Here is a 25,356-nt window from a genome sequence, read left to right on the forward strand (position 1 = left end):
ACCCGCGGGCATGTTCGACTACGCGCGGTGCGGAACCGGCAATATTAACTCCCTCTTCTCGGATGTCGTCGCTCGGGACGCGGCGTCGAAAGAAATGCGAGTATCGGGTCGCGGGATTACTCGGGCGTCGTCGGCACGTCGATGTCGCCGGCGATGATGGCGTCGCGGGACTCCGAGAGGGCGTCCTTGACGTCCTGCGGGATTTCGGAGCCGAGCTCCGCGCCGTAGACGGCGGCGACGCCGTCCTCTTCGAGGCCGAGCGTCGTCGTGGTGCCGCCGTTGAACTCGTCGTTGACGACGTTCTCGACGGAGGTGTACACCGCCGACTCGACGCGCTTGACCATCGACGCGAGGATGACGTCGGCGTAGTTCGGCTCGGTCTGCGACTGGTCGGAGTCGACGCCGATGGCGAACTTCCCCTGCTCGCTCGCCGCCTGGAAGACGCCGAGACCGCTACCGCCGGCCGCGTGGTAGACGATGTCCGCGCCGTTGTCGTACATCGACGTGGCGATTTCCTTCCCCTGCGCGGAGTCGGAGAACGACCCGACGTAGGCCGCGTCGACGGTGATGCTCTCGTCCGCGTGGTGGACGCCCGCCTCGAAGCCGGCTTGGAACTTGCGGATGAGTTCGGTCTCGGTGCCGCCGACGAAGCCGACGTTGCTCGAATCCGGCGTCGTCGAGCCGGCTCCGGCCGAGAACTCCTGCGTCGTGAGCAGACCGGCGAGGTAGCCGACCTGGAACGAACCCTGTTCCTCGCGGAACAGGTAGCTCGCCACGTTGTCCTCGTCGACGACGTCGTCGACGAGCATGAAGTTCTGGTCCGAGAAGTTCGGCGCCGTCTCCTCCAGCGCGGAGCGCTGTGCGTAGCCGATACACGACACGAGGTCGTAGTCCGGGTTCGACGACTGTGCGAACCGGCGCTGGAACTGCGGGAACTCCTCCGCCGCCGAGGGCTGAGCCTCGTCGTAGGCGATACCGAGTTCGGACTCCGCCTGCTCGATGCCGCGCTTCGCGGCGTCGTTGAACGACTTGTCACCGAGACCGCCGAGCGCGTAGACCATGCCGACGTTGGCCGACGGGCCGGACGACTCGGTCGTCTGCTCGGCCGCCGTGGTCTCCTCGCCGCCGGACGACTCGGTCGTCGTCGCCGTCGTGTCTTCGCTCCCCTCGGACGGACCGCCCGTACAACCTGCGAGGCCCGCGATACCCGCGACCCCTGCCGCTTTGACAAAAGAACGTCTGTCCATATCTATGAACTCCTATTGAGACAGGGGCCGCGAAAATTGCATAAAGGTGTCGTTTCGCGGTTTCAGCGGCGTCGCATCACCACGTTTGCAAATCGACGGGGACGGGACCGCGGTTCACCTCTGCGGACGTCGAACTCGCGCCGCGACGGGTCGCGCGCGCGACGGGTCGAACCCGCCTCGGTACCCGCTCAGGCGTCCTCGATTACCTGCCCCGGTGCCCCCTCAGGCGTCCTCGATTTCGCCCTCGACGACGGCCGTCACCTCGTCGACGAGCGCGTCCACGTCGTCGGCCTCAGCGTACACCCGGATGTAGGGCTCGGTCCCCGACGGGCGGACCAGCGTCCACGACGCGTCGGCGAACTCCAGTCGGACGCCGTACTCGGTGTCGACCGACTCGGGGTCCATCGCGTCCGGGAGCGAGCTTTCGAGCGCCGCCATCGCCGCCCGTTTTTTCTCGTCGGGGCAGGGGACGCTCACCTTGCGGTACGGGCGCTCCGTGACCGGCTCGCGCAGGCCGGCCATGCCGGACTCGGCGGCGAGACGGGCGATGAGCGCCGCCGAGGCGATGCCGTCTATCCACCCGCCGAACGACGGGTGGATGTGCTTCCACGGCTCGGCCGCGAACACCACGTCGCCGCCGCCGGCGCGGGCGCTGGCGATGCCCTCGTGGAGCGCGCCGAGGCGGACGCGCTCGACGCGCCCCCCGGCCTCGCGGACCCGCTCGTCGATGCGGCCCGAGGCGTTCGGCGTCGTGACCACGACCGGGTCGTCGGCGTCGGAGACGCGGACGTAGTGCTCGGCGACGATGGCGATGACGGTGTCCTCGTGGACGACTTCGCCGTTTCCGTCGATGATGACGATGCGGTCGGCGTCGCCGTCGTGGCCGATGCCGAAGTCGAAGTCGCCGTCGGCGACGAACGCGATGAGGTCCGCGAGCGTCTCGGGCGTCGGCTTCGACTCGCGGCCGGGGAAGTGGCCGTCTATCTGCCCGTTGAGCGTGACGACGCGCGCGCCGAGGTCGCGGAGGACCTGCGGCGTGCCGAGCGCGGACATGCCGTTGCCGCAGTCGACGGCGACGGAGAGGCCGTCGAGGTCGGCTCCGTGCCGGCCGGCGAACTCGACGATTGCGTCGCGGTAGGCGTCGAGGACGCCGCTCGTCCCGGCCGCGCCCCAGTCGTCCCAGTCGGCCGGGGTCGCGCCCGCTTCGACCCGCGTCTCGATGTCGCGTTCGAGGTCGCGGTCGTACTCCTGTCCGTCGACGAACATCTTGATGCCGTTGTCCGTCGGGGGGTTGTGCGAGGCCGTGAGCATGACGCCGCGGCGGCCCCGCGAAGCGAACGCGAGCGCCGGCGTCGGGACGACGCCCACGCGGGTCACGTCAGCGCCCGCGGAGAGCAGACCGGCCTCGACGGCGGCGACGAGGCCCTGTCCGGTCGTGCGTCCGTCGCGGCCGACGACGAACTCGGCGGACCCGTCCGATTCGAGCGCGGCGAGGCCGGCGGCGCGGCCGACGCTGAGGGCGAGTTCCGGCGTCACTCGCTCCGTCGCGCTCCCGCGGATGCCGGCGGTGCCGAAAAGTTCCATAGTCCAGCGTTGGCGGGGTCGTACTTAGATGCTGACGGTTCGGGAGATGCGTGCGAGGCGGGCGCACGGGTCGGTGGCGGCGACGACCGCGGAGACGGTCGCTCGGGGAGCCGGCTCCCCGAGGAACCGACCGCCCGAGACAGCACGCCTTTGACGCCGGGGGACGAAGCGGGAGCCATGAGCGAACACGGTCGAACTCGCGCGCACGTCTACGTCTCGGGCCACGTCCAAGGCGTCTACTACCGGGCGACGACCCGCGACACCGCCCGCGACCGCGGCGTCGACGGGTGGGTGAAAAACCTCGCCGACGGCCGCGTCGAGGCCGTCTTCGAGGGCCCCCGCGACGACGTGGAGGCGATGGTCGAGTGGTGCCACGAGGGGAGTCCGATGGCGACCGTCGAGGACGTGGACGTCACCTACGAGGAGCCGGACGGCGAGACCGGCTTCCGCGTCGAGCGCTGACGGGAACCCGACAACCGACCGATAACATCAACGAGACGGCCAAATCGTTCAAGCGGGGTTCGGGGGACCTGTCCCCATGCGCTTTCGGAACGACACGCGGGGAATCGGCGTCGCCAGACTGTTTTTTTCGCTCGTGACGAGCGTCGGACTCGGCCTCGCGGCGGGCACCGCGTTTCTCATCGTCCGCGGGCCGTTTTTCGCCGGGCCGTCGCTCGCCCCGTTTCCGATGATGGCGGCGCTCGCGGTCTTCATCGTCGGCATCGTCGTGCTCATGTGGGGGTCGACGCGGCTGTTCGGCGTCGGAACCGGCGCGTGAACGCGGGCGCGACTCACGCGGGTCGGTCGACGCCGAGTTCGGCCATCGCCCAGACCACGACGTGAGCCTCCACGAGGTCGCGTTCCTCGACCATGGGGTCGTCAGAGTCGTCGATGACGGCGCGGGCCTCGGCGAGCATGCGGTCTTCCTGTTCGGTCTGGTCGGGCTCGTCGCGGGTGCTGTTCAGAAGCGCCTCGAAGTCCTCGCGGATGCTGAAGTCCGCGCGGGCGACGTTACACCGCGAGAGCGGGTGCATGCCGAGGTCCAAGACCAACTCGGCGACGAGCTCCCAGTCGCTCTCGCAGAACTGGAGCGTCACGTCGCCGACGATGTCGCGCCACGCGATGGGCGCGGCGTTCTCCATGAGCGTCACCGCCCGCGGGGGGACCGCGATTCGGGCGACGGTCTTCGGGTCGTCGCAGAGACAGCAGGGCTGGTCCGTCCTGCCGGTGTACATACGCGGGGTTAGGATGGGTCGCAGATGTAGCTTCGGGCCGGAGACCCGGCGCTCGAAATCGGGCGAGAACAGAGCGAAGCGCCGACCGAGGCGGACGCTCGGGGCGTGGAAACGGTCGGGTTCGAGCCCGGGGCGGGGTCGTCGAACCCGAGTAGAGGCAGCGGGAGGCGCGGCCGACTGCGTGCTGGCACTGAATCACGCATTGGGCTGGGCTGGGTATTCTGTGGTGGCGACAGTGGCCACGCCATCTATTCGATTGAACACCGTGCATAAATATCTTCTCCCCTGAGAATACCACACACTATTGTTGACTATATACTAGTGTGTTTCAATATTCTGGAGTTAGTTATGCATGATTGTCAATCAGGGAGTGTCCGGCGGGAGAAAGCGACCACCGGGACGCGAATCGCCATCTCCAGTCCGACGGCGTCCGTCGGCGGGTCGCTCGGGAGCGACGCGAGGGGCCGTCGGGCCGCGGCGGCGAGAACGAGCGCGTCAAGCACGTCGTCGCGGGCCACGTCGCGGCGGAGCGTTCGGTCCAGCGTCTCGCGGTAGGCGCGCTCGGCGTCGAACTCTGACTGGTCGGTCGCGTCGGCTTCCGAACTGTCGCCGCCGTCCCCGGAGACCTCGTTTCCAGCGAACGCCGTCCTGAGTACGTCGAGGCGGCGGTCACGGCCCTCGGGCGTCGATTTCGGTTCCGAGAGGGGTTCGCCGGCGAACGCGGCGAACGCGAGTTCGGGATGGGACTCGAACACGCGCTGTCGGGCGCGCGACGATTCCCGGAGGACGGCGTCGACCTCGCGGATTTTGGGCACGAGGTGCCACGCCTGAATCGAGAGTCCCGACCCGGTCCGCTCGCGGTTCGCCGCGCTGGCCGCCTCGTGGGAGTCGGCGTCGAGGGCGGCCCTGACGGGCGCGAAAAGACGGTGGCGGCGCGGGAGCCGAGTCGCTCGCGGGCCTCGCGGTCGCACGCCCGGCGGGCGGCGTCGGGCAAGCCGATAGGGATGTCGACGAGCACTCGCGCGGCGTCGCGCTCGCGGGCGAGGTCCCAGACGGCGGCGAAGTCGGCGACGAGTCGGACCGAGAGGCCGTCGGCGGCGGCGACGGCGACGGCGCACACCCAGCCAGACCGACAGCCGTCGACGCCGACGACGGGCGAAAAGCGTCGCTGTGACACGAGTCGAGCTACGTCGTCGAGCGAGAGAAAACCCAGGGGCTAGGAGTCGAGGACCACGGCCGTCAGCCGTCGACAGGAGTCGCGGAGTTCGCCGAGCGTCACGTCGATACTCGCGTCGAGCGAGACGAGCAGTTTCACGCCGTCGTCGAGCGGCACCCTGACGATGAGCACGTCGTCGATGGCGAACGCGACGAGTTCCGGCGTCCCCACCGGCAGGTCTTCGAGCGGCTGGTCGATGGCCTCCTCGTTCGTGAGCGTCGCAACGAGCGTCTTGACGGTGTCCTCGTCGTAGCGGTCGAGAAGCGACTGCCCGAAGAACCGAATCCGCGTCTGAACCGGCTCGCACCACGCAATCGCCCGGAGCGCGTCCCCGTACGCGTCCTGTAACTCGGAAGACAGTTCCGGCGCGGGGAACTCGCCCGCTTCGACGACGGTAACGTCCGCCTCCCGGTCGAGCGCGACGCGTTCGTAGGCGAGTTCGCCGAGGTCCGTCAGCCCGTAGAGCCTCCCTTTCTGCTGTGACTCCGGCACCAACAGTTCGACGATGCCCCGCTCCCGAAGTTCGGAGAGCGCCCGGGACACGTGCGGCTGTGCGAGGTCGGTCTCGGCGGCGATTCGGGAGGGAAGTCCCGAACCGTGTTCCGAGAGATACCGACAGACGGCCAGCCGGTACCGTGAACTCGCAATGTACCCCGCGGAATCCCACGTCTCGGTCATAAATGAGACTCTCCGCTGGTCGTTTTCATCATGATTGACACGTCCCGTGATGATATGCAGTGCCAAGCGGGGTATATCTTTCGAGGGTCGGACAATACTACCATATACGTACCATATATGCGTTGAGAACGAAACGACTGGGCACCCTATCGCCTCAGATGAGACGAAGTCGGCACCGGTTGAATGTACTTGTCCAGACGTGTGAATCCCCGAGTGACGCCCGTGTAACCGGATACCCGAACGGTTACCCGGTAACACTCATATCAGCAAACGTATATATCGGTTCGGCCTCGTACCAGGTAACGCAATGTTAGTAGTACTCCGGACGACGGACCGCCACACGACCACCGCCGCGACGGAGGTGCCGAGATGAGCGTCGCGCTCCAGTTCGCCTCCCCGGGCGCGGACGTCGCGTTCCTCCTCGCGCGCGTCCTCTTCGGCGCGGTGCTCGCGTTCATGGGGCTCAACCACTTCCTGAACCTCGACCACATGACCGGCTACGCGGAGATGAAGGGCCTGCCGGCACCCCGCCTCGGCGTCGTCGTCTCCGGCGGGATGCTCGTCTTCGGCGGGCTCGGTATCGTCCTCGGCGTCTTCCCCGCGCTCGCCGCCGGTGCCGTCGCCGTCTTCCTCGTGGTCGGGACGCCGGTGTTCCACAACTTCTGGGCGGTCCCCGAGGACCAACAGGAGTCCGAGATGACCGGCTTCCTGAAGAACGTCGTCATGCTCGGCGGCGCGCTCGTCTTCCTCGCGCTCAGCGGGACGACGTGGTCCTACGCCATCGGCCTGACGCTGTTCTAACCCCGCCGACGGGGCCGCGGCGCGAGTTCCGACACGAACCCGACAGAACACCCGAACCGACGCCGACACCGAACCGACACCAACACCCGAGCCGACGCTCTCCCACAGATTCATCGGCCTCCGAACCCACCACACATCCATTCGTGACCGACGCAATACCGGATTCGACACGCCCTCGTCGCCTGCCGAGTAGCCGACCGCGCCCGCCCGCGGAGGCGAGTCGCTGATGGACGGCGCGCCCGACGCCTTCGGCTCGCCGTACCGCCTGCTTTCCGGGGCTGTGGTGCCCCGCCCCATCGCGTGGGTGAGCACCCGCGGCGACGACGCCGACAACCTCGCGCCGTACAGTTTCTCCACCGTCGCCAGCGTCGACCCACCGGTCGTCGTCTTCGCGCCGGTCGGCCGCGGACCGTCGCTGAAGGACACGCCGCGAAACGCCATCTCGCGCGGCGAGTTCGTCGTCAACGTGGTCACCCGCGACCTCGTGGAAGCGATGAACGAGACCGCCGCGACGGTCCCCTCGGGCGTCGACGAGTTCGACCACGCCGGCATCGAGAAAGCCGAGGCCGTCCGCGTCGACGCCCCGCGCGTCGCCGACGCCAAAGTCGCCTTCGAGTGCACCCTCTACGACAGCATGGAAGTCGGCTCCTCGACGCTCGTCCTCGGCGAGGTCGTCCACGCACACGTCGCCGACGAGGTGCTGACCGACGGCAAACTCGACACGCGGAAACTCGACGCGGTCGGCCGACTCGCGGGCAACGAGTACGCGACGACCGACGACCGGTTCGAGCTCGTCCGCCCGGACTAGCCCGTTCCGACGAAACAGCTCTCGCGCCCCCAGTTATCATAAACTGATAATGGGGCGCGAAGGTTTATCACGGGATACGCGGTCTGTCTGAACAATGAGCGACGTGTCGTTGTCGAGCGTGCTCTCGTTTCTCGATACTGACGACGCGGCGACCGTCGTCGAGCGGGTCCGCGCGGCCCGCGGGGAGCGGACGAAACGGAGCGTCCGCGACGGGCGGACGTTCCTGTTTGCGGCCCCGGACGGGGAGTCACAGCCGGCCGAAGTCGTCTGGATAGACGTTGAAGCCGCGTTCGACGCCCGGAGCGTCGAGGCGTTCGCCGAGCGCTGTGACGGCCGCGGCGTCGACGGGACGCTCCTGACGACCGGCGACGAAGAGCGGGCCGCGGAGACGCTCGCGCTCGCGTTCGCCACCGACGAACAGCTCGACGAGCCCGACGAGGACGGCGACCGCGCCCTTCTCGTCGACCCCGACGAGGTCGAACGCCCCATCGACCTCGTGGCGCTTCCCGACCTCGTGGACGCGCTCGAAGACGCCGGCCTCGACGAGGACATCATCGACGAGTATCACGAGCCGCACGAACCGGAGTTCGAGGAGATTCTCGACGAGATAGACGCCGAAGAAGCCCGCGCCGCGGCCGAGGCTGACGAAGCCGAGGACGCCGGTTCCGGTCGGGGACTCGCGTTCCTCGTCGCCGCCGTCGTCGTGGTGGCGGTCGTCGCCGCGCTCGTCCTGTTCGGGCCGCTCTGAACGGCGTTCGGGGTCAGTCACTCACTCTGTCTCGCCCGCGACCAATCTCGCCCGCGAGCGCGCCGCTCTGCGAGTCGCTCGATTCTGCGAAGCGCGACCGCACAGACGGCGGCGTACGGCCCCGCGAGCACGGGGACTTCGAACGCCACCGCACACCGGTCGGGTCCGACCGGCTCCACGCGATGCCCCGTCGCGGGAACGCCGGCCACGCGCCACGTCCACCGACGGGTCTCGTCGTCGCACGTCTCGATACCGAACGGGACCCAGACGCCGGCGACGCGGACCTCGCCGCGGTCCCCCGCCACGATTCGCCCGTCGACGCCGCGGACGCCCGACACGCTCGGTCCCCAGTCTGGCCAGTCGGCGACCGACACCAACACGTCCCACGCCGCCGTCGCGGGAGCCGAAACCCGCCGCGAGACGACCAGACGCCGCCCGTCAGGCGTTCGCTCCACCCGCGTTCGGGTCCGATTCGACGCGCCCCTCATACGACCTAGTATGCTAATAAGTCGTAATATAACATCGCCGAAATCTTTATCCTCGGACCGTGGTAGCAACTACCAAGGCAACACATGAGCAACACAAGTGACCGCCCGAAGACGATGCGAGACGTCAGCCACACGCCGCCGACAGGCGAGAGCGTCACGAACGTCTGGGAGCGAGGACACGAATCCGAGTCCACAGAGTAGGCGGCCGGACTCGGCCGACGCGACGAACAGCAAACGAACCACCCGCATCGAATTCGACCGACCAATCGAACCGTAACGAACCACCCGCACCGTAACGAACCACCCGCACCGTAACGAACCACCCGCATCGAACCCGACCACCAGCCAACTACTCGACGCCAACCCAACAACGCAATCACGATACAGCAACACACGAGACGGTTACCCGCGTAACCGAATTACCCGCGTAACCCAACGACCGACTGCATCGAACTCGACTGTCTCCCGCTGGAGAGGGAGAACGTGCCACCTTCCTGCGCACCGATTGCGACCGACCCGCGCCGGCCGTCCCGCCGGCGCGCACTCGATTTCCGACCGATTCTTTCCGTGAGCCGCCGGAGCCGACGCCTATCGGGACGTTTAACCCCGAGTCCGACGGGCGTTCGAACATGAAGGCCACCGCCAAGGCCCACCCGATTCAGGGCCTCGTGAAGTATCACGGGATGCGAGACACGGAGCGCCGAATGCCGTATCACGACAGCATCAGCGTCTGTACGGCACCGAGCCACACGAAGACGACCGTCGAGTTCCTCCCCGACGCCGACGAGGACGTCTACGTCATCGGCGGCGAGGAAGTCGAGGGCCGCGGCGCGGAGCGCATCCGAGCCGTCGTCGACCGGGTCCGCGAGCTGGCCGACTTCGACCACCGCGTCCGACTGGAGAGCGAGAACTCCTTCCCCTCGAACATCGGCTTCGGCTCGTCGGCGTCCGGGTTCGCCGCGGCCGCGATGGCGCTTTCCGAGGCGGCCGGCCTCGACATGACGCGCCCCGAGATATCGACTATCGCCCGCCGCGGGTCGGCGTCCGCCGCCCGCGCCGTCACGGGCGCGGTCTCGCACCTCTACTCGGGCATGAACGACACCGACTGCCGCTCCGAGCGCATCGAGACCGACCTCGAAGACGACCTGCGCATCGTCGCCGCGCACGTCCCCGCCTACAAGGAGACCGAGCAGGCCCACGCCGAGGCCGAAGACAGCCACATGTTCCAGGCGCGGATGGCCCACATCCACGCCCAGATAGACGACATGCGCGACGCGCTGTACGACGCCGACTTCGACGCCGCCTTCGAACTCGCCGAACACGACTCGCTGTCGCTCGCGGCGACGACGATGACCGGCCCCGCCGGCTGGGTCTACTGGCAACCGCGCACCATCGCCGTCTTCAACGCCGTCCGCAAGCTCCGGAGCGAGGAGGACCTCCCGGTCTACTTCTCGACCGACACCGGCGCGAGCGTCTACGTCAACACGACCGAGGAACACGTCGACCGCGTCGAAGAGGTCGTCTCCGACTGCGGCGTCGAGACCGACGTGTGGGGCGTCGGCGGCCCCGCCGAGGTGCTCGACGAGTCCGAAGCGCTGTTCTGAGTCCTCTCGCGCGGGCAACCGGCGCGCGCCGGCGACCGGTACCCGCCGTCACCCTCTTTTCTCTCGCGCCCTACCCGTCAGTCATGCGTGTTCTGGTTCTCGGTGCCGGGTACGCGGGCCTCACGCTCGCCCGCGACCTCGAACGCCGACTCCCCGCCGACGCCGACCTGACCGTGGTGAACGACTCGCCGCACCACCTCGTCCAACACGAGGTCCACCGCGCGATTCGGCGGCCGGCGGTCGCCGACGCGATTCAGGTCCCCCTCGACGAGGCGCTCGACCGCGCCGAGGTCGTCGTCGACCGCGTGACCGGCGTCGACCGCGACGCGCGGACCGTCGAACTGGCCGACGGCGACGCCCTCGACTACGACTACTGCGCGGTCTGTCTGGGCGCTGAGACCGCCTACTACGGCATCCCCGGCCTCGAATCGCAGTCGGTCCCGCTGAAGCGCGTCGCCGACGCCGAGACCGTCCGCAGGCGCTTCTTCGACGACTGCGACGAGGGCGGCACCGTCGTCGTCGGCGGCGCGGGGCTGTCGGGCGTGCAGGTCGCGGGCGAACTCGCCGCCCTCCGCGACGAGGAGGGCGCGCACGCCGATATCGTCCTCGTCGAGCAGTTGGACGCCGTCGCGCCGTCGTTCGACGAGTCGTTCCAGCGGGCGGTCCGCGACGAACTCCTCGACAGGGGCGTCGAGATTCGGACCGAGACGACCGTCGAGTCGGTGACCGACGCGACCGTCCAGACCGACACCGGCGACGTCGACTACGACCTGCTCGTCTGGACCGGCGGCATCGCCGGCGACGACGCGATGGGCGGCGAGCGACCCGCCGTCAGGGCGGACCTCCGACTCGACCGCCGGACGTTCGTCGTCGGCGACGCGGCCCGCGCCGTCGACGCCGACGGCGAGCCCGTGCCGGCGAGCGCCTCCGCGGCGCTCCGCGAGGCGAAGACCGTCGCCGGCAACATCGCCGCGCAGGTCGAGTTCGAGACCGGCGGCGGCGAGAACGAGTTCGCCCCGCGGCCCGACCCCTATCGCTTCGAGGTGCCCGGCTGGATCGTCTCGGTCGGCGACGGCGCGGTCGCGCAGGTCGGCCCGAGCATCTTCCGCGGGAAGGCCGCGAAGGCGATGAAAGCCACCGTCGGGGCGGGCCATCTCACCTCCGTCGGGGCGATTTCGCGCGCGGTCGACCTCGTCGACGAGGAACTGCACGCCTGAGGTGTCGGCGGCGGGCGAACTGCTCCCGCAGTCCGCCGGCCCGACCCGGAGAAGTTCTTTATCGGATGCCGGAGTATCACCAGTATCATCGACGATACCGGGCACGACCGCCGAGACTTCACGTCCGTGGGCGGTCCGCGAAACGTGACCGCCGAGCGAGGCGCTCGATGAACTGGCAGCACACGGCCTACGCCTACCCGATGGTCTTCGCGGCGGTCGTCGCCGCCGTCCTCTCGGCGTACGCGGTCCGGTTCGTCCGCCGCCGCGGGCGAAACCCGACTGTCGTCTCGTTCGCCGTGCTGACGGCCGCCGTCTCCTTCTGGACCGCGACGACGGCGGTCAAACTGCTCCTCGTCGACCCCGGCGCGAAACTGTTCGCGTACAAGCTCCTCCACGTCGGCGCGATGACGGCCGCGCCGACGTTCTTCGTCTTCGCCCTCGCGTACACCGGCCGCCGGGAACTGCTCGACCGCTACGTCGTCGCGTCGCTGTACGTCGTCCCGGCGGTGTTCCTCGTCGTCCTCTTTACCAACCCGCTGGAGCTGGGCTACACCGGCTGGCAGTTGTCGACCGTCGACGGCGTGACGACGCTCTCCGTCACCGACGGCCCGGTGAGCGTGTTCGGCCTCGTCTACGGCTTCGTGCTTCTGTTCCTCGGGCTCGGCGTCATCGGCCAGTACGCCCTCGAACTCGACCGCCCCTACCGGACACAGGCGACGCTCCTCCTCGTCGGGATGGTCGTGCCGTCGGTCGTCGCCGCGCTCGAACTCACCGACACCGCGCCGCTCGCCGGCGGCGTCAACCTCATCCCCGCCTCGCTCGCGGTCCCCGCGGTGACGTTCGGTATCGCCGTCTACCGCTACAAGCTCCTCGACATCCTCCCGCTCGCCTACGCGACCGCCGGCGCGCACTCGGCCGACGGGCTCGTCGTCCTCGACGCCGACGAAGTCGTCGTCCACGTCAACGACCACGTCCGCCCGCTTTTGGGAACCGACGGCTCGCTTCTCGGCCGCCCGGCGAGCGAGGCCGTCCCGAACTACGACGACCTCACCGGCGACCTCGCCGGCGACCCCCCGTCGTGCGACGTGCTCGTCGGGGGCGAGCGCTACGTCGAACTGACGCGCATCCCGCTCGACCGGGCGGGCGACCCGCTCGGCTGGGTCGTCTCCGTCCGGGACGTGACGCCGCGGAAACGCTACGAACTCGCCTTGGAGTCGAGAAACGACGAACTGGAGGTGCTCAACCGAATCGTCCGCCACGACATCAGAAACGACATGCAACTCGTGACGGCGTACATCGACATCGTTCTCGAACACGAACCGCTGTCAGACGAGGCGCGGACCCAGTTGGAGACCGCGCTTCGGCGGGCGCTCAACACCGTGGACCTCACCGACGTGCTCGGACAGCTGATGCGCGCGACGAACGACGACGAGCGCCGCAGAGCTCTCGACGTCGGCGACGCCCTCCGCGAGGCCGTCGAAGACGTGCGCGAGGGCTATCCGAACGCGGCGTTCGCGGTCGATGGCCTCCCGCCGGCGACGGTGTTCGCCAACGACCTGCTCGACTCCGTGTTCGTGAACGTCCTGAAGAACGCGGTCGTCCACAGCGACCGCGACCACCCGTCGATTTCCGTCTCGGGCGCGGCGGACGGCGAGCGCGTCACCGTCCGCATCGCCGACGACGGCCCCGGCATCGCCGACGAACAGAAGTCGGTCGTGTTCGGGAAAGGCGCGAAGGGACTGGAAAGCCCCGGCACCGGGACCGGCCTGTATCTCGTCGACACCATCGTCTCGAACTTCGGCGGCGCCGTCCACATCGAGGACAACGAACCGCGGGGGAGCGTCTTCGTCATCGAACTCCCGCTCGCGGTCGTCGAGGCCGCCGACTGAGGCGACCCGTTTGACCCGTTCGGCCCGCCCGACCCGCCGAATCCCCGCCCGCCGAGTCAACTCGACGCACGTTTTTCTCGGTGTCACAACCGTTATCGCCCGCGTGTGTTACTAACAATCATGGACTATTCGCTCTCGGACGAACAGCGGGCCATCCGCGAGGAGGTTCGACGGTTCGCCGAAAACGAAATCGCGCCCGTCGCGGGCGAGTACGACGAGGCGGAGACGTACCCCGCAGACGTCGTCCGCGAGGCGTCGAAGATGGGACTGACGGGGGCGCACTTCCCCGTCGAGTACGGCGGCGTCGGCTACACGTCGCTGGAGAACGCCATCGTCACCGAGGAGTTGTTCTCGGTCGACCCCGGTATCGGACTCTGCATCACGAGCGCCGGCTTCGGCGCGGAGGCCATCATCAGCTTCGGCACCGACGACCAGAAAGAGCGCTACCTGCCGCCGATTACGGACGGCGAATCGGTCATGGGCGCGGCCATCAGCGAGCCGCAGGCGGGGTCCGACGTGACCTCGGTGCGCACCCGCGCCGAGAAGGACGGCGACGAGTGGGTCATAAACGGCAGTAAGATGTGGATAACGAACGGGAGCGTCGGCGACTACTTCGTCGTCATGTGCCGGACCGACCCCGACGCGGACGACCGCTACGCGGGCTTCTCGCAGATTATCGTCGAGGCCGACCGCGACGGGTTCTCCGCGGACAAGATAACCGGGAAGATGGGCATCCGCGCCAGCGACACGGCCGAACTCGTCTTCGACGACGTGCGCGTGCCCGCGGAGAACCTCGTCGGCACCGAGGGGATGGGCTTCCTCCAGCTCATGGAGTTTTTCGACGAGACGCGGACCGCGGTGGCCGCACAAGCGGTCGGCATCGCCAAGGGAGCCTGCGAGCGGGCGCTCGACTACGCCAGAGAGCGCGAGCAGTTCGGCCGCTCCATCGGCGACTTCCAGGCGATTCAGCACAAGCTCGCGGAGATGCACACCGCGACCGAGGCCGCCCGGCAGTTGACCTACAAGTCGGCGTGGAGCGTCGACAACGACGAGGGCCAACTGACCACGCTCGCGTCGATGGCGAAGGAGTTCGCCTCGAACGTCGCCACCGACGTGGCCGACGAGGCCGTCCAGATTCACGGCGGGGCCGGCTTCGTCAACGACCACGACGTCGAACGGCTCTACCGCGACGCGAAAATCACGCAGATTTACGAGGGGACCTCGGAGATTCAGAAGAACATCATCGCCCGCGAACTGCTCGGGAAGGGCTTCTGAGGCGGGGCTGAGACTTCCCACGGCTCGCGAGACTTCGCCGCCATAGTCGGCGTCGACCGTGGACGAGGTTTTACCGCCGCCGCGCCAAGAGCGAGCGTGGCACCGTTCGACGCGATTCTCTTCGACCTCGACAACACCCTCTGTACGAACGACCAGAGCGGCGAAACCATCTACGCCGGCGCGTTCGCCGCCGCCGGTCTCGACCGCTTCGGCGAGCCGTCGGACCTCTGGGCCGCGCTCGACGGCCCGCCGGACCACGACGACCACGAGGGTTACCTCGCCGACGGCTTCGGGCGCGTCGCCGCGAAACACGACCGCGAGGGGGTCGACGTCCGGGCGCTGGCCCGCGGGTTCGTCGAGACGGTCGACCACTCGGCCGTCTCGTTCAGACCGGGAGCCGAGGCCGCGCTCGCCGCCGCCCGCGACCACGCGTCGGTCGGCCTCGTCACCAACGGCCCCGAGCGCCGGCAGTCTATCAAACTCGACGCGCTCGGCATCGCCGACGCGTTCGACGCGGTCGTCTTCGCGGGCGACATGCCGCGGCGAAAGCCCCATCCCGACCCGTTCGACCGGGCGCTTTCCGACCTCGACGCCGAGGCGAACGCGAGCCTCCACGTCGGCGACTCGCTCGAGTTCGACGTGGACGGTGCCCACCGCGCCGGCCTCGACGCCGCGTGGTGCCCGGTCGAAACGGATGGTGAAGGCGACCCGGACCCGACCTCGTACGCCCCGGCGTACGTCCTCCGGTCGCTCGCCGACTTCCCGGCGATTCTCGACGGCGGGCCGTGACTCGGCTCCCGCGTCGTCGGCGTCGGCGTCGCCACCGACCGCCCGTGAACCGTCCGCTGGACCTTTGTTGGCGTCGCCCCTAGAGTGGCTCCATGGACCCCGTCGCGACCGTACTCGCCCGCGAGTTCCCCGAGCGACGCGTCGCGGCGACGGCCCGCGTCCCGAAGGGTAACCACAAGCGGACCGCGGTCGCGACGTTCGCCGACGGCGGGGAAGTCGTCGTCCAGACGGCGGGCGACGCCGCGGCGCTGGCCCTCGAAGCCGCCCTCTCGCGGGCGGTCCGCGAGCGCACGTCGATTCCGGTCCCCCGCGTCCTCGCGTCGGGCGCGCTCGACGGGGTCGGCTACGTCGTCGCCGAGCGCGCAGACGGCGACGAACTCCACGAGCGGTTCGTCTCGCTCGATTCGGTGGCTCAGCGACGCGTCGCCCGGTCGTTCGGCGTCGGCCTCGGCCAGCTCCACGAACAGTTCTCCTTCGACGGCTACGGTCGGCTCGTGGGCTCTGCTCGCGACGGACAGAGAGCCGACGGGGGCGAAGCGGCCGCCGGAGGAGCCGCGTTCGAATCGGAAACGGCGACCGACCGCGAGTTCGACGCCGCCATCGACGCCGCGAGCGCAGACGACGGCGACTGGGAGCCGTGGTTCTCCGCCTACGCCCGCGAGGGAATCGCCGCGCTCCCGCCCGCGTTCGACGGGCTTCGAGAGCGGTTGGAAGACGCCGTCGCGACCGCGTCGCTTCCCGCGAACCCGCCGGCGCGACTCTACCCGTGGGACTTCAGACCGGGGAACGCGCTCGTCGCCGACGGCCGCGTGACCGCCGTGCTCGACTGGGGACAGCCGATGGCCGCCGCGCCCGGCCTCGCCGTCGCCAAGGTCGAACACCTCGTCGCCGACTGGTACGTCGAAGACGGCGCGCCGCTCCGCCGGGCGTTCCGCGCGGGCTACGAGTCGGTCCGGCCGCTTCCGGCGGTCCCGCGCGCCTATCGGGTCGCCGCAGTCGTCCGCTCGGCCGTCGATTCGGCGGGCGAAGTGACCCGCCCCGGCTACCCCGAACGGACCGGGTCGGCCGCGGTCGACTTCCACCGAGCGCGACTCGACGCGCTGTTGTGACCTCGCGTGGAGTCGCTCGGGGCGTCGCCGCCCGGCCGAAGCCGTGCGGTGACGCTCGGCGACACCAACTACTAATTCGGAGTGCGTGGTATAGTCACGCATGGTACGAGAAGACGGCAAGCGAAACTTCGTCCTCGTCGAAGACGGCGAGGAGACGAGCGTGTTCAGCGGAACGTATCCCCGGCAGGCGGCGCTGAAGGCCGCCCGACGGCTCCACCCCGCCCCCAGCCCCGACGATATCGACGGGAAGGCGACGCTCAGGCTCCGCGAGCGCGGGACCGACCGCGTCCACATCTACGAGGGGTGGGCGTGGACCGAAGAGAAAGACGACGACGCCCCCGAGTGGATGGACGACCACGTCACCCGGGCGAACGTCTCGAAGCAGGGCATCGAGCACCTCGAAGCGTAAGCCGGGGGTTCAGCGGGTCCGTGGGGACCCAGCGTCGGCCTTCGGTTTTTCGGGTCGCGTGTCGCGCGCGTCGCACGTCGAGCGTCGAGCCGACGGCTCAGTCACCGGCTCAGTCGCCGGCCTGCGCCGCCTCGCCGTGACCGCCGTGGCCCTCGTTTCCGACCGACTCCGAGCGGTGGAGCCAGTAGAGGACGCCGAACAACACGGTGGCGAGCACGTTCAACACGAGCTTGTAGTCGGCCTCGATGCTCACCTCGGCGATTTGGACGCTCTCGGGCGACGGGATGAGCCCCGCGCCGAGGAAGACGAAGTGGATGACGACGCCCGTCAGGATCGCCGACACGAATATCATCCCCGAGAGGACGGCCGCGAACGTCGTCCCGTAGTACTCGCGGTAGGCGTCCATGATTGGCGGGACGATGAGGTCGGCGTAGATGTAGCTCAGGACGCTCCCGAACGGCAGGCCGTTCGAAAAGAGGACCGCCCCGAACGGGACGTTCCCGACCGAGCAGACGAAGGTGGCGACGCCGATGACGGCCCCGAGGACCGCGGTCCAGAAGACGTACACCGGGAGCCCGAACGTCGGCCCCGAGAACACCGAGGTCCACACCGCATCGGGGATGAAACCGGCGATGAGGCCGGCGAAGACGAAGCCGATGGCGATTTCGTCCCAGAGCATCCCCCACTCCTTCCACTGCTTGTCGGCGAGCGCCTTCCACCCCGACAGCGACGTGGCCCGCTCGCGGACCGTCGTGTTCGCCGCCTCGGGGTCGAAGCTCTCCTTGCACGACTTCGAGCAGAAGTAGAACGTCCGCCCGTCGTGTTCGACGCTGTACTCCGTCTCGTCGGGGTCGACTTCCATCCCGCAGACGGGGTCACGGACGGTTTCCGAACCCTCGTCTTGGACGTTCCGTCGAGCCTGTTCGACCACCTCGTCGGGCACGACGTAGACGAGGCCGAACGCCATCAGCCCGATGAGGATGAACCCGCCGATGACGTCGGCCACGAGGAACTGCCAGCCGAGCAGAATCCAGATGACCGCGCCGATTTCGATGACGAGGTTGGTCGAGGCGAACATGAACGCCCCGAGGGTCGCCGCCGCGGAGCCGCCCTTCTTGAACAGGTTCTTCGCGGTGGCGATGGCGCTGTAGGAACACGACGAGGAGACGAAGCCGAAAAGCGAGCCGTAGCCGATTTCCCGCGGGCCGTGGCCCGCCAGTAGCTCCGAGACCTCCTCGCCGGAGGTCCACGCCTCCACGCCGCCGGCGATGGCGAAGCCGACGACGAGCGCCCACCACGTCACCCACGCCATGGCCGCGGTGGTCGAAACCGCCTCTCGGGCGCTCTCGACGAGGAACGTCCCGAGTGGTTGTGTGGTCGTGAACACGCCGAGTCCGACCGTCACGAGTGCGATGACCGTGAGTATCGCGTATTCGGTCCGGTCCATGTGGGTGTGTATGAGGGGAGCCGTACCTAACTCGGTTGTGCCTAGCAGAATCGGGGTTTCGACGGGGCGCGAGTTCGGATTGTAAAACCCCAAGGGGGAGTGAGCTCAGAACGTGAGCCGGTGCGTTCGGTTTGAGCCGTCGCTCGTCGCGAAGTTCCTCGCAAAATCATGGGCGCTGCAGGGGTTCCGTGAACGGGGTATATAAACCACCTCTCGCGTTCGGATATGTCGAACACTCATTGTTCTACCACGGGAGGTGATTCCGCCGCTGTTCGGCCCGCTCACGCTCTCCACGGCGGTCATAGTGCTTATCGAGCACGAGGTCACTCGCGTCGAGGCGGTCAGACACCACCCGACGCGGCACCTCCTCCCGCCGATAGAGCGTAACCACACCCTTCCGAACGTCGTGCGGAGACCGCGAAGACGGACACGTACTGACGTGGTTCAGCTCCACCGCCTCGCACGTCTCGATGTCGCGGTTGTGCGGGCAACCCTGATTCAGCCAGCAGGGGCGAGTGACCACGTACACGTCCTGCCGAATCGTACTCGCCGACACCCGTCCGTGAGAAGTCGTCAGTAGCGGCTTCCGGCCGAACTCGTCGGTCGCGTCGACTCGCGGGCCGTCGATGTACGCCTGTAGCATCGTGCCCACCCGGTCAGACACCGAGTTGAACCGCTCTCCCTTCTCGCCGTTCTTGATGGGCGTGCCCTGGTCGGGCCGGTGCTTGTACTGGACGACCGGCGTCCGGCCGTCGAGGTCGAGGTCACGCAGGTCGAGGCCGCGAATCGCGCCCATCCGCGCACCCGTCTCCCACAGCAACGCGAATTCGACGTGCCGCCGGGAAGCGTAGTGGTAGCGGTGGAGGTATTCGAGGATGTCAGTCGCCCGGTCCGGTTCGAGCGTCGAATCACTCACGTCGTCCGTCCCGGATAGCTTCGGTAGCGGCACCCGCTCGTAGAAGTCCTCGGGAACCGCGTGGATGTTCGCCGCGAACCGGAGGAACGCCCGAAGCGTAGTGAGCTGTGATTTGAGCGTGACCGGCGCGATCTCCTCCGGCGTCTCGCCGTCCTCCGCGCCGAAGTTCCCTTCGCGTCTCCAGACGCGGAACTCGTAGAGGTCCCGGCCGTCGAGCTCGGTCAGGTCGTCGACGCCCGCTTCTTCGCACCACTCGACGAACGCGCGGAGTCGGTACTTGTGGGACTTCAACGTCCAGTCCGCGAGTTCGTCCTGGCGGGCCTCCAAGTACATTCGGACCGCGCGAGCAGGTTCGAGCGATTCGAGTTTGCTCATCGAATCACCTCCAAACCGGATTCACTTCCGGCCCATTCGCTACGCTTACAACCGCGGTCTGGTAACTGATTCATGGCTTCCATTGTGAGGCCGCGGTCCGGGTCGGGGGTGCTGGCTTTGGTAGGTTGAGCACCCTCGAAAGGGACCGTCAGCCGGGTAATCCATTCGATACCCCTACTTAAAGTCCTGAGCCATAGCCGCGGAGTGAAAGTGTACGTTTGAGCGAAAGTGAATCGACTTTCAGTCACTTCGTCAACGGCCGTCTGTCGTGGGGCTTCAATAGCCCGAGTCGTGTAGGTGAACATGCTTCCGTACCTCGGTTACGGGAGCCACCGCGGGCCGGTGTTGGAGCACCGGGTCCGCTTTCTGACGCCAACTGAACAACAGTCAGCGTCGCGTGTAGCTTCCGTATGAAGTAGCGGAGACAGTCAGGGACCTTAGTATTAACCCAACAATTCGTGTTCTACTCAATTGTGATTCGTGTTTATTTGACCACGTCTCGGTATCGCTTATATGTCAAAGACTGACGGTGAGATATGCGCCCCCGCGTCGATTGGATGAATCAGACCGACGACCGGGTACTGGAGCTTTTAGACGAATCTGATCTGATTCTCAGCCCAGCTGTTGTTGCGATGAATCTCGACTACACTCGAAATTGGGTTTCCAGGCGAATGAGTAAACTCAGCAAAGCAGAGCTAATCGAAGAAGTCGAGCGCGGGTACTACCGGATTTCTTCGAAAGGCCGTGCCTATCTCTCCGGGGAGATCGACGCCGCCGAGTTAGAGAACAGCGAGTGAGCAAGCACCCACCACCCTTACCCGTAAAGGGGGCGGGTGGATGGGTGGAAATGAGACTGGTTTTAAATAACAATATATGTGTCTGATAATTATGAGTAGTGACGAACAGACGTGGGTCAAAGTGTTATTGCTAATATTTCAAAGAAATATGTCTGGAGACTCTTTTACTGGACTTGGTTACCACATTCAATTACAGAAAAGGTCGATTGCGTTAGAGTTAGACGCACCCGAATCTGAAGTATATGCCGCTATTAAAGAGTTGAAAGACCGAAATTTAATCAAAGAGCCACCAGCCGGAAACCGGAAAGTAGGGTACCAAGTCACAAAAGAAGGACTAGATTTAGCTACAAGAATTGAGCAGAGAAAGAAAGAAGCCGACCTGAATAAGTCGGTGGTATTACTGACTGTGGCTTTAGTTGTGGTAGGCATTGTTCAATTTGTAGTAACTGGACTTGTAGGCCATGATGCACCTGTAATGGAGACTAACCTATCTATGGGGACAGGAATAGTGTTCTTAGTCGTCATACTGGTTGTCTCTCTAGATTATCTGTGACTCGCGCATGCCCTGAAATTTCTTCTACATCAGCTAGAAGTTAGAAACTACTCATCATCAGCAAACTCCAGATTTGAGTGCTTGTACGTGTAGAGCCGGATATTCTGGTCGTAGCAGTACGACGCATACAGCGCCGGGTGAATCGTTTCCCAGTTCCCCGGACCTTCGTCGAGGCTAGACGGGAACGCAACGCTGACCGCTTCGCCTTCCATCTCCACACCGTACGCACCGGTATTCTGTTCCGGGGGAAGCACCTCCACGACAATCGCAACTGAAGCGTCCTTGTCACCCTTCTTTTTCACTCGGTCGCCGGGCGAGAACGGATTCTTCGGCTTCTGGTTCATGTAGGCCGTGTTCGGTCCGAGGTCGATGAGTTCGTTCATCGGCCGGGCCGCGAGGTGATCCAGTTTCTCGGGTTCTTCGCCGGAGTACTTCTCCTGCGAGGCCGCTTTCGATTTCAGCGTCTCGGTGCGCTCCCAGCCGAGCAGGATGAGGCTGTCTTCGTTGTCTCGATGCCAGACCATCACGATGATATCGTCATCCGGGTCGTTGTCGAGGAGGGTTTCGGGCAGGAACGCAGACACGTCGCGCGAGGTCTTCACGTCGACCTCGTAGCCGAACACTTCGAAGTCGTACGACGAGAAACTTTCAGGGTTGCATCGCCGCATCGCTTCTTCGTTCTTCCACTCCCACAGCTCGACGGGAAGGTATTCGCGACAGAACTGTTCGAACGCGAGCTCTCCGAGGTTCCCGATTCGCTTTACGTCGAGGTTCTTTCGGTCTTGAACTTTCGCTTGGTGGTTGGCGCGTTCGTAGTCGATTTCGTCCGGAGTATAGCGGTACACTATCTACGAGAGGACATGGTGGGAAATTGAATCTTTCTCAGAGCTCAATTACCGCTATTCATCGATGAGTAGATCATTGATGTCTTCAATAGTGAGTCCGTCAAGACCCATCGAAATCTCTGCTTCATTCGGCCCAGGTTGTTCATAGTTCCAGATATTGAGCAGATGAGGACGAACATCATCTCTCGATTCGTATTCTTTTTTCTCATTCTTCGCTTCTTCAAGCGTATCGAACAGGCCTAGTCTCGCTCGGCTATAGGTGAGTTCGTACACAGGCGAATATGGTCTTTCGATAACATAAATCCCAACCCGTTTAATTTGAGGGTGTTCGATTAGAAAGCAACCCGTGAAACTCCTCCCAGTCTTCGAACTGCTCCTGAAACAGATCACTCGGTAGGTTCCACGCCCACGGCGCGGCGTCGTCGGGGTCGTACTTCTCCAGCGTCGGTTCGAGGTTCACGAGCGAGCCGCCGAACAACTCACCATCGGGCGAGTCTGAATCGGCGTCCCAGTCGCGGTAGAACGTCACTTCGTCCTGCGCCTCTTTGTAGAACGACAGCGTCGAGAGCCGTTTCTGTTCAGGATGCACGTCTTTCCCGGTGTGGCTCACCACGCCGACGGATTCGACGCCGAGCTTCGAGAACCGCTTAATCGCGGGCGTCCACTGGGACGCCACTTCGCGGCTGAACGTCCGGGCGTCGAAGTGCGTCGAGCCTTCGTCGATAGTGACGGTCTTCGGTCGTTCGCGGTGGGTCAGCAGCACGTCCATCAGGTCGTACATCGACCGCACCACGATGTCCGCGCCGTCCCACGTCCCCACGTTCGAGATGACCAGCAGGTCATCTCCGAAGTGCGCCCGCGCGAGGTCGCCGTTCAAGAGGAACATCGTGTTCGTCTTGCCCGTGTTTGGGTTCCCCGCGCCGGTGATGGTCGTGAGACCACCGCCGTTTTCGAGCTCGTCGACGAGCCGAAGCGGGAGCGTCAGCGAACTGGCGTCGAGGTCCTGCTGGGTCACGCCGACGAGGTACGAAAGCGCGGTCGCGTGCGACGACTGCACCGCGCGGGTCGCGGCTTGAGTCCGAAGCGACGAATCGACGAGCCTCCCCAGCGAGGTCTCGGCGAACGAGTCGGCCAGTTCGTCGTCGTCCGCGAGGTCGAGCGAGTTCAGGAACGACAGGTTCGCGTGGTCGCCCTGCGAGACCGGCAGTCCCGCGTGGTCGAGCAGTCTGTGGTCGCCGTCGATGCGCCCGCGCACCTGTTCGTACAGCTTCGCCGCCGTCAGCAGTCGTTCGTCGGTCACGCGGAGTCACCTCCGTCGAGGGGATGCGGGCCGAACTCGGGGGTCGAACTGCCGTCGAGGTCGTGAGCGCAGTCGCGCCCGTCTCCGTCACCGTCGGAGCGGTCAGGCGTGAGTTCGTCCGAGTCGTCCCGCGCGTGGTTCCGCACGAGGTACGCGGTCGCCAGCGGCAGGGCCGCCGAGACGAACAGATGCGTGTTCGTCACCGGGTAGTACGACGCCGCCACCGCGCCGTCGTCAAGGAAGCGCATCGGCACGTCGAGCGCCCGCGGCGGTATCATCAGGATACCGAACCACAGGCCAGCGACGATGCCGACCGACAGCGAGAGGGCGATTATGTACTGTTCGCGCGTCGAGAGTTCGAGTTCGAGTTTCATTCTGCTTCACCGTTGGCCGCGTGTTGTTTCCGTCGCTGGTCGAGGTCCGCCAGCGGGTCTGGTGCCGGGTCGCCGTCACCTGGTGCCCACTCGGTCGGGTCTTCGTCGAAGATGGAATCCGAGCCGTCGAGGTCGAAGTCTTCGAGCACGCTATCAATCTCCGAGTGAAGCGCCTCGCCGTCGTCCGGGAGCGCGCCTTTCTCGAACGTCCGCACGACGTGTTTCACGGTCTTGACAGCCGCCGCCCGGACGATAGCGAAGGAGTTGATTTCGAGTGATTCGCCTTTCCGGGCCTTCGGTTCCAGCTGTTGCCGATTGTACCGGAGGTATTCGAGCGCCCGCGCCAGCACCGGGTCCGGCAGTGAGCCGACCCACGTCCCGGCGACTTCTCGGGCGTCGAGGTCGACGCCGCGGCCGAACGCGAGGTTCGGCGTCGCCCACCACAGCTGTCCATCGACAACTGTCCACTCGGACCACCGCGGCGTCGGGCAGGTGTAGACACCCGCGCCGTCGCGGTCGAGCAGGTCGACGTCGACGAGCCACATCATCTGCGGGCCGCCCATCAGGTCAACGGCCTGTCCGCCGACCCAGCGCCCGGCGATGACCGCCGAGAGGCCAGCCGTCAGGCCGATGATTTGGAGCGAGCGAGGCACGCGCACGTCGAAGACGAGCACGAGGCCGACGAGCAACAGCGAGCCAGCGACAGCGAGGTGAACGCCGTAGCGCATCACCCACACGAACGCTGTGACGAGCCGTCCCGCGTCGCGGTCCGGCGCGACCGTCGTCGAGGCCGCGCCCATTTCTGGTTCTTCCGGGGTTTCGCGCTGAGCCTCAGCTGAGCTTTCGGCGTCGTCGCTCATGCGACACGCTCCATGCCCCGGTGGAGGCCGAAGCGCCGCCGGACGATTATCAGGAGCGCACCGAACGACGTGCCGAGCGCGCCGCCGATAGCCGCGTCTCGCACGTCCGTTCCGGTGAACGGGCCGGCGATGAGCGCCGAGCCGTCCTCGAACCGGATTTCCGTGTATTGGCCGTTCTCGATGGAGTAGGACGTAACGATAGTCACCCGCGGTTCGGGCGAGTCGATTCGAATCGTCGTCCGTCCGGGCGGAATCGGTCGGTTGACCAGATTCCCGGCCGCGGCACCGGTCGAGGTCGAGCCGGTCGGCGCGGTCACCGTGACCGTCCGCGGTAGGTCCGATTCGAGCGTGATGATGGCAGTCCCATCGCGGTACTCAGCGGAGACGATTCGAACCGCGCGGTCGCCGGCCACGTCGCCGAAGTACGCCGTTTCGTTCGACGACTCCGAAGCCGTGGGCGGAGCCGCGGCTGTCGTCGTCTCTGTCGGAGCAGACGCGGTCGCGGTCTCTTGGGCGGCGACTGTGCCCGGCACAGCGAACAGCAGAGCGATACAACTGACGAGTATGATGGTGTGTATTCGAGTCATACGAAGGGGTGGGGCAGGAGGTGAGCGAGCGTTACAACAGCGACCCGAACCAGTCGCCCGACCAGTCGGGCACGCCGAGCAGGTCGAGCAGTAGGTCCGAACCCATGCCGACGAGGTCGACCCCAGCAAGTTGCAGGGCACCAGCGATGATGACCACGCCAGCGATGGTTCCGATTGGGAGTCGCTTCAGCAGGAAGACGAACAT

At 66.3% G+C, this 25,356-nt stretch carries 28 protein-coding genes and 1 pseudogene; 14 read left to right on the forward strand and 15 right to left on the reverse strand.

All coding sequences use genetic code 11. The features are described 5' to 3' along the window. Positions 1-116 precede the first annotated feature (116 nt). Complete coding sequence (locus C438_RS12980) at positions 117-1,247, reverse strand: BMP family lipoprotein (protein WP_004969916.1); 1,131 nt, start codon at positions 1,245-1,247, stop codon at positions 117-119. A gap of 222 nt (positions 1,248-1,469) precedes the next feature. Beyond that, complete coding sequence (locus C438_RS12985; protein ID WP_004969917.1) at positions 1,470-2,831, reverse strand: phosphopentomutase/phosphoglucosamine mutase; 1,362 nt, start codon at positions 2,829-2,831, stop codon at positions 1,470-1,472. Positions 2,832-3,008: 177 nt separating this feature from the next. Here C438_RS12985 and C438_RS12990 point away from each other — a divergent pair, with 177 nt between their 5' ends. Both C438_RS12990 and C438_RS12995 read left to right on the forward strand, forming a co-directional pair. Continuing rightward, entirely contained in the window at positions 3,009-3,293 is a 285-nt protein-coding gene (locus C438_RS12990; protein WP_004969918.1) for an acylphosphatase, read from the forward strand. Positions 3,294-3,369: 76 nt separating this feature from the next. Further along, complete coding sequence (locus C438_RS12995) at positions 3,370-3,609, forward strand: hypothetical protein (protein ID WP_004969919.1); 240 nt, start codon at positions 3,370-3,372, stop codon at positions 3,607-3,609. Positions 3,610-3,622: 13 nt separating this feature from the next. On the opposite strand, the gene C438_RS13000 is transcribed toward C438_RS12995, so the two are convergent. The 3 genes and pseudogenes from C438_RS13000 to C438_RS13010 form a co-directional block, all read right to left on the reverse strand. Further along, positions 3,623-4,066: a hypothetical protein gene (locus C438_RS13000; protein WP_004969920.1), complete on the reverse strand. Its 444-nt coding sequence runs from the start codon at positions 4,064-4,066 to the stop codon at positions 3,623-3,625. 359 nt (positions 4,067-4,425) lie between these two features. Next, a pseudogene (locus C438_RS13005) lies at positions 4,426-5,243 on the reverse strand (DUF429 domain-containing protein). A 39-nt stretch (positions 5,244-5,282) separates the two neighbouring features. Continuing rightward, the gene (locus C438_RS13010; RefSeq protein WP_004969922.1) at positions 5,283-5,960 is read right to left on the reverse strand and encodes a winged helix-turn-helix domain-containing protein; all 678 of its coding nucleotides are present in this window, start codon (positions 5,958-5,960) and stop codon (positions 5,283-5,285) included. Between the two features lie 369 nt (positions 5,961-6,329). Here C438_RS13010 and C438_RS13015 point away from each other — a divergent pair, with 369 nt between their 5' ends. The 3 genes from C438_RS13015 to C438_RS13025 all read left to right on the forward strand — a co-directional run bounded on the left by C438_RS13015 (position 6,330) and on the right by C438_RS13025 (position 8,317). After that, positions 6,330-6,761, forward strand: coding sequence for a DoxX family protein (locus tag C438_RS13015; protein WP_004969923.1), 432 nt, complete (start codon positions 6,330-6,332; stop codon positions 6,759-6,761). Between the two features lie 226 nt (positions 6,762-6,987). After that, positions 6,988-7,569 (forward strand): flavin reductase family protein, encoded by a 582-nt coding sequence (locus C438_RS13020; protein ID WP_004969924.1) that lies wholly within the window; start codon positions 6,988-6,990, stop codon positions 7,567-7,569. Between the two features lie 94 nt (positions 7,570-7,663). Beyond that, positions 7,664-8,317, forward strand: coding sequence for a hypothetical protein (locus C438_RS13025; RefSeq protein ID WP_004969925.1), 654 nt, complete (start codon positions 7,664-7,666; stop codon positions 8,315-8,317). A 17-nt stretch (positions 8,318-8,334) separates the two neighbouring features. Here the strand turns inward: C438_RS13025 and C438_RS13030 are convergent, their stop codons facing one another. Then, complete coding sequence (locus tag C438_RS13030; protein WP_083900007.1) at positions 8,335-8,805, reverse strand: SRPBCC family protein; 471 nt, start codon at positions 8,803-8,805, stop codon at positions 8,335-8,337. Positions 8,806-9,434: 629 nt separating this feature from the next. Here C438_RS13030 and mvaD point away from each other — a divergent pair. The 7 genes from mvaD (at position 9,435) to C438_RS13065 (ending at position 17,097) form a co-directional block, all read left to right on the forward strand. Beyond that, positions 9,435-10,409, forward strand: a complete 975-nt coding sequence (mvaD, locus tag C438_RS13035; protein WP_004969927.1) for a phosphomevalonate decarboxylase MvaD — start codon at positions 9,435-9,437, stop codon at positions 10,407-10,409. Positions 10,410-10,492: 83 nt separating this feature from the next. Continuing rightward, positions 10,493-11,626, forward strand: coding sequence for an NAD(P)/FAD-dependent oxidoreductase (locus C438_RS13040; protein ID WP_004969928.1), 1,134 nt, complete (start codon positions 10,493-10,495; stop codon positions 11,624-11,626). A 167-nt stretch (positions 11,627-11,793) separates the two neighbouring features. Continuing rightward, positions 11,794-13,515, forward strand: coding sequence for a histidine kinase N-terminal 7TM domain-containing protein (locus tag C438_RS13045; RefSeq protein ID WP_004969929.1), 1,722 nt, complete (start codon positions 11,794-11,796; stop codon positions 13,513-13,515). A gap of 120 nt (positions 13,516-13,635) precedes the next feature. Continuing rightward, positions 13,636-14,790, forward strand: a complete 1,155-nt coding sequence (locus C438_RS13050; RefSeq protein ID WP_004969930.1) for an acyl-CoA dehydrogenase family protein — start codon at positions 13,636-13,638, stop codon at positions 14,788-14,790. Positions 14,791-14,886: 96 nt separating this feature from the next. Beyond that, a complete protein-coding gene (locus tag C438_RS13055) occupies positions 14,887-15,579 on the forward strand; it encodes an HAD family hydrolase (RefSeq protein ID WP_004969931.1) in 693 nt (230 codons plus the stop codon). 92 nt (positions 15,580-15,671) lie between these two features. After that, positions 15,672-16,688: a phosphotransferase family protein gene (locus C438_RS13060; RefSeq protein ID WP_004969932.1), complete on the forward strand. Its 1,017-nt coding sequence runs from the start codon at positions 15,672-15,674 to the stop codon at positions 16,686-16,688. A 100-nt stretch (positions 16,689-16,788) separates the two neighbouring features. Beyond that, positions 16,789-17,097, forward strand: a complete 309-nt coding sequence (locus tag C438_RS13065; RefSeq protein ID WP_004063400.1) for a non-histone chromosomal MC1 family protein — start codon at positions 16,789-16,791, stop codon at positions 17,095-17,097. 109 nt (positions 17,098-17,206) lie between these two features. Here C438_RS13065 and C438_RS13070 read toward each other — a convergent pair whose 3' ends face one another. After that, positions 17,207-18,544, reverse strand: coding sequence for a permease (locus C438_RS13070; RefSeq protein WP_004969933.1), 1,338 nt, complete (start codon positions 18,542-18,544; stop codon positions 17,207-17,209). Positions 18,545-18,788: 244 nt separating this feature from the next. After that, complete coding sequence (locus tag C438_RS13075; protein ID WP_004969934.1) at positions 18,789-19,835, reverse strand: tyrosine-type recombinase/integrase; 1,047 nt, start codon at positions 19,833-19,835, stop codon at positions 18,789-18,791. A gap of 536 nt (positions 19,836-20,371) precedes the next feature. Between C438_RS13075 and C438_RS13080 the strand changes: the two genes are divergently transcribed. Together C438_RS13080 and C438_RS19390 are read left to right on the forward strand one after the other, a co-directional pair. Then, positions 20,372-20,632 carry a hypothetical protein gene (locus tag C438_RS13080; RefSeq protein WP_004969935.1) on the forward strand — a complete coding sequence of 87 codons (261 nt, stop codon included), beginning with the start codon at positions 20,372-20,374 and terminating at the stop codon, positions 20,630-20,632. A 91-nt stretch (positions 20,633-20,723) separates the two neighbouring features. Beyond that, positions 20,724-21,185, forward strand: coding sequence for a hypothetical protein (locus C438_RS19390; RefSeq protein ID WP_152421774.1), 462 nt, complete (start codon positions 20,724-20,726; stop codon positions 21,183-21,185). A gap of 47 nt (positions 21,186-21,232) precedes the next feature. Here C438_RS19390 and C438_RS13085 read toward each other — a convergent pair whose 3' ends face one another. The 7 genes from C438_RS13085 to C438_RS19735 form a co-directional block, all read right to left on the reverse strand. Further along, the gene (locus C438_RS13085; protein WP_004969936.1) at positions 21,233-22,030 is read right to left on the reverse strand and encodes a hypothetical protein; all 798 of its coding nucleotides are present in this window, start codon (positions 22,028-22,030) and stop codon (positions 21,233-21,235) included. Positions 22,031-22,084: 54 nt separating this feature from the next. Next, positions 22,085-22,303, reverse strand: coding sequence for a hypothetical protein (locus C438_RS19395; protein ID WP_152421775.1), 219 nt, complete (start codon positions 22,301-22,303; stop codon positions 22,085-22,087). 40 nt (positions 22,304-22,343) lie between these two features. Next, complete coding sequence (locus C438_RS13090) at positions 22,344-23,330, reverse strand: hypothetical protein (protein WP_004969937.1); 987 nt, start codon at positions 23,328-23,330, stop codon at positions 22,344-22,346. Next, the gene (locus C438_RS13095) at positions 23,327-23,704 is read right to left on the reverse strand and encodes a hypothetical protein (protein WP_004969938.1); all 378 of its coding nucleotides are present in this window, start codon (positions 23,702-23,704) and stop codon (positions 23,327-23,329) included. Before C438_RS13095 ends, C438_RS13090 begins: the two co-directional genes overlap by 4 nt. After that, entirely contained in the window at positions 23,701-24,564 is an 864-nt protein-coding gene (locus C438_RS13100; RefSeq protein WP_239640678.1) for a hypothetical protein, read from the reverse strand. Before C438_RS13100 ends, C438_RS13095 begins: the two co-directional genes overlap by 4 nt. Further along, the gene (locus tag C438_RS13105) at positions 24,561-25,097 is read right to left on the reverse strand and encodes a hypothetical protein (protein WP_239640679.1); all 537 of its coding nucleotides are present in this window, start codon (positions 25,095-25,097) and stop codon (positions 24,561-24,563) included. Before C438_RS13105 ends, C438_RS13100 begins: the two co-directional genes overlap by 4 nt. A gap of 85 nt (positions 25,098-25,182) precedes the next feature. Further along, a complete protein-coding gene (locus C438_RS19735; protein WP_004969941.1) occupies positions 25,183-25,356 on the reverse strand; it encodes a hypothetical protein in 174 nt (57 codons plus the stop codon).

Source organism: Haloferax denitrificans ATCC 35960 (assembly GCF_000337795.1).
Classification (GTDB): domain Archaea; phylum Halobacteriota; class Halobacteria; order Halobacteriales; family Haloferacaceae; genus Haloferax; species Haloferax denitrificans.